General features: G+C 48.6%; 11 protein-coding genes. 6 read left to right on the top strand and 5 right to left on the bottom strand.

Going from position 1 to position 13,555, the window contains the following annotated elements; genetic code table 11:
• Window positions 1-26 precede the first annotated feature (26 nt).
• On the top strand, window positions 27-767 hold the full coding sequence (locus tag ACO08K_RS14820) for a hypothetical protein (protein WP_421797186.1): 741 nt from the start codon (window positions 27-29) through the stop codon (window positions 765-767).
• A gap of 147 nt (window positions 768-914) precedes the next feature.
• Here ACO08K_RS14820 and ACO08K_RS14815 read toward each other — a convergent pair whose 3' ends face one another.
• Window positions 915-1,304, bottom strand: a complete 390-nt coding sequence (locus ACO08K_RS14815) for a VOC family protein (protein ID WP_421797185.1) — start codon at window positions 1,302-1,304, stop codon at window positions 915-917.
• A 158-nt stretch (window positions 1,305-1,462) separates the two neighbouring features.
• Between ACO08K_RS14815 and ACO08K_RS14810 the strand changes: the two genes are divergently transcribed.
• Complete coding sequence (locus ACO08K_RS14810; protein ID WP_421797184.1) at window positions 1,463-3,841, top strand: ABC transporter permease; 2,379 nt, start codon at window positions 1,463-1,465, stop codon at window positions 3,839-3,841.
• Window positions 3,842-4,063: 222 nt separating this feature from the next.
• Window positions 4,064-4,513, top strand: coding sequence for a hypothetical protein (locus ACO08K_RS14805; RefSeq protein WP_421797183.1), 450 nt, complete (start codon window positions 4,064-4,066; stop codon window positions 4,511-4,513).
• Here ACO08K_RS14805 and ACO08K_RS14800 read toward each other — a convergent pair.
• Entirely contained in the window at window positions 4,481-5,800 is a 1,320-nt protein-coding gene (locus ACO08K_RS14800) for a F390 synthetase-related protein (protein WP_421797182.1), read from the bottom strand. The genes ACO08K_RS14805 and ACO08K_RS14800 overlap by 33 nt on opposite strands.
• Window positions 5,801-5,988: 188 nt before the next feature.
• Between ACO08K_RS14800 and ACO08K_RS14795 the strand changes: the two genes are divergently transcribed.
• The 3 genes from ACO08K_RS14795 to ACO08K_RS14785 all read left to right on the top strand — a co-directional run bounded on the left by ACO08K_RS14795 (window position 5,989) and on the right by ACO08K_RS14785 (window position 7,445).
• Window positions 5,989-6,747, top strand: a complete 759-nt coding sequence (locus tag ACO08K_RS14795; protein WP_421797181.1) for an oxygenase MpaB family protein — start codon at window positions 5,989-5,991, stop codon at window positions 6,745-6,747.
• Between the two features lie 132 nt (window positions 6,748-6,879).
• Window positions 6,880-7,149: a hypothetical protein gene (locus ACO08K_RS14790; RefSeq protein WP_421797180.1), complete on the top strand. Its 270-nt coding sequence runs from the start codon at window positions 6,880-6,882 to the stop codon at window positions 7,147-7,149.
• Window positions 7,128-7,445 carry a type II toxin-antitoxin system VapC family toxin gene (locus tag ACO08K_RS14785; protein WP_421797179.1) on the top strand — a complete coding sequence of 106 codons (318 nt, stop codon included), beginning with the start codon at window positions 7,128-7,130 and terminating at the stop codon, window positions 7,443-7,445. The genes ACO08K_RS14790 and ACO08K_RS14785 overlap by 22 nt, the downstream gene beginning before the upstream one ends.
• Before the next feature lie 488 nt (window positions 7,446-7,933).
• On the opposite strand, the gene ACO08K_RS14780 is transcribed toward ACO08K_RS14785, so the two are convergent.
• From ACO08K_RS14780 to ACO08K_RS14770, 3 genes are all read right to left on the bottom strand, one after another.
• Window positions 7,934-8,362, bottom strand: a complete 429-nt coding sequence (locus tag ACO08K_RS14780; RefSeq protein WP_421797178.1) for an SMI1/KNR4 family protein — start codon at window positions 8,360-8,362, stop codon at window positions 7,934-7,936.
• Window positions 8,363-8,716: 354 nt separating this feature from the next.
• A complete protein-coding gene (locus ACO08K_RS14775) occupies window positions 8,717-11,638 on the bottom strand; it encodes an FAD-binding and (Fe-S)-binding domain-containing protein (RefSeq protein ID WP_421797177.1) in 2,922 nt (973 codons plus the stop codon).
• A gap of 194 nt (window positions 11,639-11,832) precedes the next feature.
• A complete protein-coding gene (locus ACO08K_RS14770; protein WP_421797176.1) occupies window positions 11,833-13,503 on the bottom strand; it encodes a S8 family serine peptidase in 1,671 nt (556 codons plus the stop codon).
• Window positions 13,504-13,555: the final 52 nt, after the last annotated feature.

The raw sequence follows: 13,555 nt of genomic DNA, 5'->3' as shown, positions 1-13,555 counted from the left end.
TCCTCATACCTAACTCAGTTCCTATCATGAAAAATTTGATCTTTTTGTGCCTGATCCTCTTGTCAGGCTGCACGGGGCATGCCCAAAATTCACCCACCACTCCTGCTCAAACCCAAACCAAAAGTGGAGACGCGACGGACTTTACTTACTCGATGCCCAGCGGCAAAAAAGCGGTGTTGAAACTGCCTTTTGCCCGGACCATCACCGTAAAAACCTGGGATAAGGCTGAATTGAAACTCACCACCATCCTCAAAACCACTCGGGAAGAATACAAAAAAATCCACACCATGGAAGCAGTGGATGGCCAGGAGGAACTCAACATCAAGACTGATTTTCAGAAGGATTTTATGCGCGATGAGCGGAGCTCTGGCCAATTTTGGTGCAGAGATTGTGACTCCTTGTTGAACGCTGGTGTCAGCAACATCGCCTGTTATTGCCTGCGTATTGATTACGTAATCACACTTCCGGCCGGTACTTCCCTGGCTCTGGAAAGCATCTCTGGCGACATTGAAATACGTGGCCACAATGGCCCACTGCGCGCCAAAACCATCAGCGGATTTGTGGACATTGATCGTACGGCCAACACGGCAGCAACTTTGGAGTTCAAAAGTGTCACCGGAGAAATTTACACCGATTTTGACATCGACTTAAGTGGAAATAGCTCGGCTTACAGCAAAAAAGTTGCAACCAGCATCAATGGGGGCGGCAGCAGCGTACGCGCCGAATCGGTAAGCGGAGACATTTATTTCCGCAAACGTGGGAAGTAACCTTTTGAAAAACCTTCAACCGTCGACTTTTTCAAAAGAATGCAGCAGCAACAATCCAAGAAATAAGGCTTTCTTTCTAATTCTCGCATAACACAAGAAGGGCTGGTGTGTGAACCAGCCCCCTGACTAATTATTTCAAATTGCTCATTATTTCGGCTCAATCAAATCCCACAAATTCCCGTACAAATCCTCAAATACCGCTACTGTGCCGTATACCTCCTCGGCAGGTTCTCTTACAAAACGAATGCCCTGACTTTGGTAATGCCGATAATCCCGCCAAAAATCATCGGTGTACAGGAATAAAAAGACCCTACCTCCGGTCTGGTTGCCAATGCGGCTTCGTTGTTCTGCTCCCACTCCTTTGGCGAGCAAAAGGCAACATTCCCCTTGCCCTTGTGGGGCCACCATCACCCAGCGTTTGGTGTCACTTAATGGTGTGTCTTCCAGGAGCTGAAAGCCCAGTTTTTGGGTGTAAAAAGCGATGGCTTCATCGTAGTCGTCAACCACCAGGGCGATGTGGGCGATGCGTTGGTTCATGTTTGTTTTTGGGGTAAAAATAAACCCAAAAGCGGACAATCACTGTCCAAAACTGAACAATTGTTGAGGTTAAAAATTGTTGATTATCAATGGAATAAAAGAATTTTTTTCGCTGGCACGGAACTTGCGTTACCAAAACATACCGAAATCACACGACCATGTTACAAAACTATTTTAAAATTGCCTGGCGCAGTCTTTTGCGCAACCGCACCTATACCATCCTGAATGCCACTGGCTTGACGGTGGGCATTGTTTGTGCCTTGATGTTGTACACTGTCATTCAATTTGAACTGAGTTACGACACGCATCACCAGAAAAAAGACCGGATTTACCGCCTGGTGACCGATATGGAAACACCCGAAGGGCCAAATTTGACCGGAGCCATTCCTTATCCCGTGCCCGCTACGTTAAAAGCCGAGTACCCTCAAATTGAACGCGTTTCTTTTTACATCGGCGGCGGACCAGGCCAAATTACCGTCAATTCCAGCAACCAAAAATTCCGGGAAACCAGTGGCATCTATGCGGTGGAGCCCAGCTTTTTCGACATTTTTGATTACACCTGGTTGTCCAATGACGCCAGTGCTACCTTAGGGCAACCCGATAACGCCGTTTTGACCCAGGAAGTGGCCGAGCGCTATTTTGGTACCTGGCAAAAAGCCCTGGGCCAAACCATCCGACTCAACAACAACCGCACCCTGAACATCAGCGGGGTGATCAAAAATCCACCCGCCAGTAGTGACCTGCCCATCACCGTTTTGTACTCGGTTACGCCGCGCACTTCGACCGACTGGGTTTCGATCAATAGTGCCTGGCAGGCTTTTGTGTTGCTTGCTCCCAATACCAGTGGCGAGCAGTTCAATACCATGATGCCGGAATTTGCCAAAAAACACCGCCCAGCGGATGCCCATAAAGCCGTGTTTCGCTTGCAGCCTTTGAGGGAGATGCATTTCGACGCAGCTTATAGCACCCCCTCTGGGCGTACTTTTTCCAAAGCCACCATTCGCTCACTGACCCTGGTGGGTGTTTTTCTTTTGTTGATGGCTTGTATCAATTTTATCAATTTGGCCACCGTTCAGGCCATTCGGCGCTCCAAAGAAGTGGGGGTACGCAAGGTAGTAGGGGGCAATCGCCGCCAACTTTTGGGCCAGTTTTTAGCAGAAACCACCCTGATTGTGAGCCTATCCGTAGGCGCTGCCTTACTGCTTTCTCAGGTGACCATGCCTTTGGCGAGTCGTCTGCTGGAATTTCCCGTGACTTTACAAGTATTGCATGGTTGGGATACGCTGGCCTTTATTGTTGGCTTAACCCTGGCGGTTACCTTCTTGTCAGGGTTTTACCCAGCCATCATTTTATCGGGCTTCAACCCGATTGTAGCGCTGAAAAGTCGCGTAAAAAGTACGGGCAATGCGACTTTGCGCCGGGCCTTGGTGGTGTTTCAGTTTGCCATTGCTCAGGTTTTGATTTTTGGCATGTTGGTGGTGGTCAAACAGATGAATTTTTTCCAAAGCACCAATCTTGGTTTTAGCCAAAAGGACCCGGTAATTCTGATTAGTGTACCGACTGATAGCGTCAGCCAATCCAGGGTCAATTCGCTAAAAAATGAACTGTTGCAACAACGTGGAGTTGCGGAAGTCAGCATGAGTTTTAATTCACCTGCCGACGACCGCAATTGGTTCACACCCCTGCGCTACGACAATGCCGAAAAGGACAGCGATTTTGCGGCCAATATGAAAGTGGCGGATCCCAATTATTTCAGCTTATACGACATTGAATTCGCGGCCGGCCATGCTTTTGCCAGTACGGATACCTTCCGCGCCTTTGTCGTGAATGAAACCTTGCTGAAACGCTTGGGAGTAAAAGACCCACAAGATGCCATTGGCAAAACGATCAACCTTTGGGACGGCTACTACAAAGCACCCATTGTGGGCGTAGTGAAAGACTTCCATTCGGAATCCCTGTCAGAGGAAATTGCACCCGTACTGATGATGCACAGCGACAACTACGGTACCGCCAATGTCAAACTCCAGGCTGGGCAGTTGTTGGAAACTATTCCGCTGATTGAAAAAGCCTGGAACAAAATTTACCCTGAATACATCCTGGATTACCAGTTTTTGGATGACCGGATTGCCAGTTTTTACCAGCAGGAGCGGCAAATGTCGCAATTATTCAAACTGGCGGCGCTCATTGCGATCATCATCGGGTGTTTGGGTCTGTTTGGCCTGGCTTCATTTACTGCCGAGCAGCGGGTGAAGGAGATTGGCATTCGCAAGGTCCTGGGCGCTACGACCGGGAGTATTGTGAGCATGTTGTCCAAAGATTTTTTGTGGCTGGTATTGGTGGCTGCCATTATCGCTTTCCCCATCGGCTGGTACCTGATGCATGCCTGGTTGGATGATTTTGCGTACAGCATTCAGATCACTTGGTGGATGTTTGGGTTGGTAGGGATTTCTGCTTTGGCTATTGCCTTGATTACGGTGAGTTTTCAGGCGATTCGGGCTGCGCTGTCGAATCCTTTAGAGAGTATGCGGAGTGAGTAAGAGGATTGCAGCAAGCTTAGGTGTTTCTTAGGTGTCTTCGGATTCTAAGGTGGTGAAATCATTTTTTTACCACCTTAGAATCCGAAGACACCTAAGGGGCACCTAAGAAGCTGCTCATGTGCAAAAAGTAGCAATGGCTATTGCAATTTAGATGACGAATTGCCCGAATACATCTTGTTTTTTCTTTTAAAAGGTAAGATATTAACGGAAAATTCCACTCCCATGAAAGGTTGGCTTTACTTTTCCCTTTTGATCATATCATTTTTTATCTCAAACTGCAAAAACCAGGAATGCGACTACATTCAAGAAATCACTAAAGCTAGCAAAGACTACATCGAAACCAGTGACTCCACTGCGTTTAAAGGCCAAAAAACCTTGGTATTTGATGAGGAAAACATCCAGATGAAATACAATTATTCTTTTTGTGAAACCAGTGCTAAGGGTGCCTGGAGTTGCCGCAGTGTGGTGACGATTCAAAACCTGACCGACCGCCAAGTCCGCATTTATTTTTACCGCAGTGAGGCCAATCAAATGGCGAAACAAGGTTTAATGACAGTGATAACTTGTGCGCCGCAGGGAAAAAGTCAAAATATTGCTTTAAATTTTATAGCAGCGCAGAGCTGTACTAGCCTCGACAATTTATTCCGCTTGATCCGAGTCAGTTATCAATAATGGGATTTTTCGTTCTACCCGGCGTAGCTTTTCGCCTGTTCCCCTTTCGATCCCTTGTTTGCATTTTACAATCAAACCACTGATTCCTTTTTCCTGCAAAAAAACGTGTAATGCAGCGCTGATTGTGGCAGAAACAACTTGAAAATCTTCACTTTCTAATTCCAACTGCAATTCCAACGCCCCCACTTGCCGCAAACGGTAAGTCCGAAACCCCTCCGTACTCCGTGCAATCACCCGGCAAATCAAATCTGGAAATACCTTGATTAGCTCTCCATCGGCTCCAGGAAACACCAAAATATCGTCCTCCCGCCCTTCAATCCGCTCCAGGGCAGTGAAACAAGACCTACAGGGGCAAGGCTCCTTTTTTTCCACCAATACATCGTTCAATTCGTAGCGAACGATCGGCTGCGAACTGCGGGTGAAATCTGTGATGATGGGGATGAAGCGCGACTCGTCGAGGTATTTTTTTTCAAAAATGGCGATGTCCTCGTTCAGGTGCAGGGTGCCATGTTTGCAGGTAACGGCCAGGAAGCCTTCGGTACATTGGTACACTTCGCGGAGGGGAACTTGAAAAGTCTTTTGGATAAAGTGCTTGTCCGCATCATTCAACACCTCCGCAAAAGAAATGAGCAACTGTGGCTGAATGCTGATGCTGCCCGCCACTTGGCCTTCGGCAATTGCGCTCAGGATCGAAGGCTGGGCGGCCAAAATATGGGGATGGAAATCCGCCAGCGCTACCAGCAGTTTTTCAATGGGTTGAAAAATGTCGAAAAAGCGAAACTCCAAACTGGCCGATTGCACCGAGCTGTACAAATTGCTGTTGGCCCGCAGAAAAAAAGCCACTTTTTGGCGCTTGAAGAATTGGATAGGCACCACCCTGCGCAAGACCATGGCGGTCCATTGCGCTCTTTCCGTAGCGGATACCAAAAACAGGCCACAGGTACCGCTGGTTCCGGTGGATAAACCCACCGTAGCGCCCTTGAGTTCGGGGCTGAAGTCGCGTTCAATTTCCGCTTGTAGGGCCACCTGCATGGCTTCTTCCCGCTGGATGCCCAGGGTGTTGATTTGGTCAAAGTTGGCCATGAAGGCCGTTTTGTTCATCAGGGGGAAATCGGCCAAATCCGCTTTTTGCTGAGCCAGTTTCTGGTAAAAAGGGGAGCGAGCAAGGACTTTTTTTCTAAACCTCTGCCATTTACGTTGCTGAAAACGCTCCAAAGCCTCCCGCCGCAGAAAGGTGCCGCGAAGGGTGTAAACCAATAGGAAGTATATGATTTTGAGTTTGAACATCTTTGTTATCAGTACATGGGGTTAATAGGTACAGGTTGTTGAGCGATAAGTGCAAGGGAGTAAACGCAGAGCGAAAAAAAAGAGCATAAGCTTATTCATTGGTCTGGATATGGATGTTTACGGATATTTTTACGTTTTATAAACGAGTCTAAACCTGTTCGGCATCGAACAACAAAGCATAGCAATGTATGCAGTATTTTGTAGAAAAACATTCCATCGTCAGGCAAATTTGGGGCAAAAGTGACACCATCCTGTTCATTTTTGCGGGGGCTGCCGCTGAATTTGCCTTGAATAAAGCGGTGGACTGGCTGTACTTTACGGGTAAGTTGCCTTCCGACCCTTTAGGCAGGTTGTTTTCTACGGTTCAATACGCCCGGAGGATCGTTTTTGCCCCTTTGGAGGGCGCCCATGCGGCCATTGACACGATGCGGCAAATCCACGATGCTGTAGAAAAAAAACGTGGCGCACAAATCCCCGACTGGGCTTATCGCGATGTGCTCTTTATGCTCATTTATTATTCGATTGCCGCTTACGAATTGCTTGAACGAAAACTAAGTGAGGCCGAAAAAGCGGAGGTTTATGACGTTTTTTACCGCGTGGGCAAACGCATGGGTGTAAACGAACTGCCTCCTACCTACGCCGAATGGCTACCCGTCAGGGCAGCACACCTGGCCGCCGACCTGGAACAAAGCTCCTTCAGCATCGACCTTTTTCAACAGTACAAAAAACACCTGGGGGCCATGCGCTTTCGGGTTTTGATCGAAGGGCAAAAACTGGTGGTTCCTGATCGGGTAAAGGAGTTGCTGCATTTCAGCGATTTTTCATTGCTGACCCCGGTCGTGCCCTTGTATAAAATCAGCAGATTGATGAAAATGGACTGGTTGCTGAAAAGTATTTTGCTGCCGGGAGAGTATAAGGCGCAGATTGAGGCGTTGGATGTGGAGTGAGGGGGAAACGGAAATGGTACTTATTGGTTTTTTCGAAAGCCGATTTGACAGGGGGTAAATTGGAACCCTTTTTATAGGATAACTTTGATTTCTGCTCAAAAGACTTTAAATTGTCCTACGAATCATCACAACATGCAAGCGATCAGAAGTATTTATAAGGTTGAAAACGGGAAGTTAGTAATTGAATTGCCCGCCTCTTTTCAACATACAGAGGTGGAAGTGATTATTTTGCCAGCTGCTGCAGAAGAAGATGTGGCAACATTACCAAACGCCATTGATCGGGGTAGTAAAGCGGAGCGTCTGGAAAAATTGGCCTCGATGAGTGTTTGGGATGAGGCAGATGAGCAAGCGATCGTTGAAAGTCAGAACCTAATCAATCAATGGAAAGTAGTCGAATTTTAATTGATACCTCAATTGTGATTGAATATCTGTGTAGTAATAGTCGACAACAAACAAATTTCACAAAGCTGTTTAGTGACAACGAGCTTTATTTGTCTTCCATTTCCGTGTTCGAGCTATTCAATGGAGCAACTTCAGAGGCTAAAAAACAAGATGTAGAACAAATTTGTCAACAGATCACCGTGCTGGATTTCAACCTGGACACTGCTAAGATTGCCAGCGAAATTTATCTTGACTTACGCGCTAAAAATAAGTTAATTGAATTTAGAGACATCCTGATAGCAGCTAGTGCCTTATAGCATGCACTACCAATTGCAACCTTGAATCGGAAGCATTTTGAGCGGATAGAGTGGTTGGAACTCGTCTGAAAGCAGCATATTCTTACGAGCCAGATTTGAATATCTTTGAAGACGGTTTTAAAACTCGACATTCAAAAGTTGACATATGGTTATGCTCATTTAATCAGCGAGGTAATGTTTTGCAAGATGAATAGTCTTCAATACTTGAGGCGAGTTGATTATCAAGTAATTGTTAAAACCAACATACAAACTTAGTGCCAGCGACCAGCGGCAGCGCCGCCAAAACGTCTGTAGCATTCAGGTCAAGCAAGGTTTTTAAGGTGCAGCGCACCGTAACAAAAGGGAATTGTTTCGGTACTACGTACCTTAAATCTGTCTCCGTTCTTCAAGCTACAGACGTTTTGGCGGCGCTGCCGCTGGTTGTTAGCTCTAAAGTTCTCCAATTGCTTGACAATCAACTCACCTCAAGTCTATTAGATTTGTTATTTTTACCTAGCCCTCAGAAACTTAGTAAATGATTCATAAGATTGAATTGGCTCCAATTTTCGCATTCCTTCTTGTATAACGTGAACAGGAGGGTTTTCTCCTTCCGATAAAGACATATAATAGTGAGTAACCCCTTGACTACTTAAAAAAACGATATCGTCTTTTTTTAATAACGCTAACCCAATATCACCAAAGTCTAAATACAGATTACATTCTGCACTGCCTCTATAACCGCTTAACTCATACATTGAGTAATCTATTCCTGTAAAAAAATATGCCTGTTTTCCCATTAGATGAAGGAACTCTCGGTATGCCTCAGGGAATTTGCACGTATACATCTTTTCAACTTCCTCGATTTCTTTAAACGAATATCCTTCCATATAATGTGGATATTTTAGATGATCAAGGAGTTCTTTAGTCAAGTATTTCATGAGGTAAATATAGAAACTGGAAGTATTACTTTTATTCCGCAAGTTTAAATTAGATAGCTATCGTGAGTTTTAAATTAATGGAATTGAAAATCAATTCGATAAATCCTAGACAAGGTATTTTGCTGCCTGGAGGGCAGCTATCTTGGTAGATACAAGGTAATCGGGATATTGTTGCGGCTGCCCGGCGGGCAGCTATCTTTGAAAAAATCTTGTAGATAGCTGCCCACCGGGCAGCCAGGAACCAAAACCATTCCATTATTTCTACCCAGATAACTGCCCTCCTGGCAGTTTTAATTCAAAACTCACGTTAACTATGAATGTAATCCTATTTTAGGACGAGATCCGAATCGCTCTCTACCGTACCGCCCCCCACAACACCTCCGCCGGATGCTCTACCTTCCTCCCCGTCCCATCCAAAATCTGATGCCGACAACTCGTCCCCGGTGCTGCAATGATCTCCTCTGCCCCCGCAGCCCTTACCGCCGGAAACAACACCAATTCCCCCACCTGCATGCTCACCTCATAATGCTCTTTTTCGTAGCCAAAGGAGCCCGCCATGCCACAGCAGCCCGATGGAATCAGCTCCACCGAATAATTGCGAGGCAAAGTCAAAATTTGAGCTGTCGCCTCTGCACCCACGATTGCCTTTTGGTGGCAATGGGCGTGTACTTTTACCAGTTTAGCCTCATCAGTAAAATCATCCGAGCCAATGCGGCCAGCCTGAGCTTCGCGCAAGAGGAAGCTTTCGAGTAAAAAAACGTGTTGCCCCAGGGCTTGGGCGCTTTCCCGCTCGGCAGCGGGCACCAGTCGGGGGTACTCGTCGCGGAAACCCAAAATGGCCGAGGGCTCGATGCCAATTAGGGGCGTTTCGGCGCTCAGCAAGGGCGTGAACAACCGTACATTGGCAATGGCCAACTCCCGCGCTTCTTTCAACAGGCCTTTGGAAAAATAAGCCCTGCCCGAATCGGGATGTTGGGGCATTTCCACCTGATAGCCCAGTCGGAGCAAGAGTTTGATGGCCGTTTCACCGATGTGCGGGTCATTGTAATTGGTGAATTCGTCGCAGAACAGGTAGACTTTGCCTTTCGGCGCACCATTTATCGCCAGTTTTTTACCCTCCCGATTCCACCAACTGCGCAGGCTGCGGCCTACGGGTGGCAAGGAGCGCTCGGGAGCAACACCCAGCACTTTTTTGACCAAGCCACCCAGCGCTTTGCTGCCCAAAACCGCATTGCTCAAACCCGGCATCCTGGCCGCCAGCTTGTTGATTTTTCCGATGTTGCCAAAAACGCGGCTGCGCAGCGGCGTACCATTGGCCTTTTGGTAGTGGTACAAAAACTCCGCTTTGAGGGTGGCCATATCCACACTGGAAGGGCATTCCGACTTACAACCCTTGCAAGACAAGCACAAATCCATCGCCTCGTAAATCTCGGGATGATCGAAGGGGTTCGCCTTGGTATTCATGGTCAAAAACTCGCGCAAGGCGTTGGCGCGGGCGCGAGTGGTGTCCTTTTCGTTGCGGGTGGCCATGTAGCTGGGGCACATGGTGCCGCCGGAGAAAGACAATTTGCGGCAATCGCCGGAGCCATTGCATTTCTCCACCGCATCCAACAAACTGCCCGGGTCGCTGTAGTCAAAAATGGTCTCGATGTGCCGCTCGGGCTCATCCTGCTCATGCCGCAGCGAGGTGTCCATCGGTGGCGCATCGACAATTTTGCCGGGATTAAAAATGTGCTGGGGGTCCCAGGTTTGTTTGATGCGGCGCAGAATTTGGTAATTGTTTTCGCCAATCATCAGCGGGATGAACTCGCCGCGCACCCGGCCATCGCCGTGCTCCCCGCTGAGCGAGCCCTGGTACTTTTTGACCAAATGAGCGGAGGCCTCCGCAATGGCGCGCATTTCCGCTACGCCCTCTTTGCTTTTGAGGTTCACCGAAGGGCGCAGGTGCAACTCGCCCGCCCCGGCGTGGGCGTAATACACGACCTTTTGGTCAAACTGCTTCATCACCTCGGCAAATTCGGAGATGTAAGCGGGCAGGTCGGGCAGGTCGACGGCGGTATCTTCTACAAACTCGATGGTTTTTTTCACGCCCTTCAGGTTGGACAAGACTCCAAAACCAGCAGCGCGTAAAGCCCACACACTTTTGCTGCGGGGCGCATACACCTTGGGGTAATGGTAAGCCAAGCCCTGTTGCTGCATGTCCAGAATCATGGCGTCGGCTTTGGCTTCGGCCTCCTGGAGGGTTTTCCCCCTAAACTCGATCATCAGCACCGCCTCGGGGTCACCCTCGATGAAAAAGCGATTTTTTTCTTGCTCGATGTTGTCTTTGGTGCAATCCAGGATCATTTTGTCCATCAACTCGCAGGCCGTAGGCTGGTGCGACATGGCTACCAAAACGGCCCGCATACTTTCGTCCAGATTGGTAAAGTGCGGTGCAACCACTACATCGACGGGGTCGGGCAAGGGGTCGAGTTTCAGTTTGATTTCGGTAGTCAGCGCCAGTGTGCCTTCCGAACCACAGAGCATGGTCGCGAAATTGAAGGGTTTACCCTCGGGGCTGAAGGGCTGCAGGCGCAACAACAAGTCGATGGCGTAACCCGTATTGCGCCGGTGGATGCTGGGCTTAGGATATTGTGCACGGATTTCTTCCTGCACTTCGCTTGGACTCAATTCAGCGAGCATTTGGCGGTAAACCTGGCCTTCCAGCGTATCCAATTGCAGTTTGGCTTCCAGCTCAGCGGCGCTCAAAGGGCCGAATACTGCCTCGGAACCGTCGCTCAACACACAACGCAATTCCTCGACGTGATCCCGCGTAGAGCCGTACACGATGGAGGTAGTGCCGCAAGAGTTGTTGCCCACCATACCGCCCAACATGCAACGGTTGGCGGTAGAGGTGTTGGGGCCAAAATAGAGGCCAAAGTTTTGCAGGTGCCGATTGAGTTCGTCGCGGATCACGCCGGGTTGCAGGCGCACCGTTTGTTCGGCGGTATTGACTTCCAGGATCTGGGTGAAATATTTGGATACATCCACCACGATGCCTTCACCCACACATTGCCCGGCCAGGGAGGTGCCCGCGGTGCGAGGAATGAGGGAGGTCTGATGCTCGCGGGCAAAAGCGACCAACTTTTTGAGGTCGGCAACCGAGCGTGGCAAGGCCACCGCTAGCGGGTAAGCTTTGTAAATAGAGCCATCGGTAGCGTAAAGGGCGCGGAGCAAACTGTCGAAGTAGAGCTCCCCTTCCAGTTGAGTGGCCAGTTGGGCGAGTGCTTGTTGCATGAGTCGTGGATTGTGAGGGGAAAGATAGAGAATGTGGCGGAAAACAATAGTTGATAATGCTGTCAAAGTGATTTCTTAAGTGGTGAAAAAAAATTAGCGCAGGATGCTCTTTCACCACCTAAGAATCCTAAGACACCCAAGAAATCACCTGAGGAATGATTAGCACTACGACAAATGGTTTTTTCACCACTCGATCACATCTTCAGCACCTTCTGCGCCACAATTTCCTGGCCTCCCCAGCGCAAACGCAAGATGTACATCCCTTGTGGCCAAGTGTTGGCATCAATTTCCACCAAACCGGGAAAATTCGCCGGAATATTCACTTGCTGACTGTATATGCGCTGCCCTTGCAGGTTGAACACTTCCAGCGTAGCATTTTCGATGGCCTGGGTGCTACGAATGGGCACCAGCAATTGTTCGTTGAAAGGATTCGGATGAGCCAAGAGTTGGGGACTCTGCTGCGCTTCCGCATAACAATATGCCGAAAGCAAACGTAAACTTTTATCGGCCCGCAAATACCCACCAGTCACTACTTTGCCACGCAAATCAGCTATGGGTTCTACGCCATCCAAAATTAGTCGTCGGGCCAGGAGGGCGGCTTCGGCTGGAGATTGGCGTGCCAAATCAGCCAATTGAACACAGGGTGAGGAATACAATAGGGCGATGGCTCCGGCTACCTGGGGGGCAGCGAAAGAGGTACCGGAAAACTCCCGAAAACCTTCGCGCAAACGAACAGAAAGCACTTCTTCGCCCATAGCAGCCAAATCGACTGATTGAGGCCCAAAACCCCGCTCTAATTTCCCCTGCCGATCAATACTCGTACTCACTATAAGGAAAGGACTGGTGCATCCTGAAGGTATATCGCCAGTTTCGTCCATGTTCTCAAAACGATTGCTGGCGGCATTGATGCTTAAAATCCCCTGGGCTCCCAAGCTATCAAAGAAGGGGCACCAAATGGGATAATCATCAGACCGCAATCCCGGCAAACCCCAAGAAGCATTGATGGCAACAATGTAAGCCCCCTTCACACCATTGGTTTGATTGTACAAAAGCCTTTGGGAATAAGCATAATTGAACGAGCGTAAAATGATCTCTTCATTTCCGGTGGCGCCCCATACAATCGGCAAGATTTTTACATTCCAGTTCACTCCGCTACCATCAATGCCATTATTCCCTTTTGCACCCACGATCCCTGCTACTCCTGTACCGTGGCCTCCAGCATTGGTTTCATTGACATCACCATTGAATCGTTGACTATTCCAACCCCGATAATCGTCAATGTAACCATTCCCATCATCATCGATTCGGTTGTTGGGAATCTCCCGGGTATTTCTCCAGAGGTTTGGACGTAGGTCGGCGTGGCTACTATCGATACCCGTATCAATAATAGCAACAACAATGCTATCTCCAAGCGCATTCACTCCTCCTGTGGTAATATTCCAGGCTTGCTGCAAGCCAATATCCAAACCTCGGTTGCCACCATTTTGCCCCTGATTGTACCACTGCCATTGTTGGGGAAAGAGTGGGTCATTGGGGGTGGTACCGCGCAATTCCACATAGTGGTTGAACTGAGCCAGCGCAACGGCAGGGTCCTGACGCAGCAGGTTCAGCAATTGGGTTTCATCCACACAATTCGGATCGAATTGTATTTTCCAAATATTGAGGGCTGAGGCCACTGGAACAAAGGCCTGAATGCAGGAGTAGGCAGATTGCGTTTTTTTCTCCAGTTTGTTTTGCGCCCACAAGGTGGCATCACTATTGGGTTGGAGTTGCAAGAGGAGTTCACCCGGTACGTGCTTGGGTGCTTGAGCACACAAAAGACAACTCCACAGACAGAATCCAAGGAAGGTAAAAGTTTTATGCATTGGGTCAAAGTTTAGGTCGGTCTAAGTTTTGAACGCGAGTAGGGTGTTTTTA

It is taken from the genome of Haliscomenobacter sp. (genome assembly GCF_965225875.1).
Classification (GTDB): domain Bacteria; phylum Bacteroidota; class Bacteroidia; order Chitinophagales; family Saprospiraceae; genus Haliscomenobacter.
The sequence above is the reverse complement of the archived record's forward strand: the minus strand, read 5'-3'. Positions and strand labels throughout refer to the sequence as shown.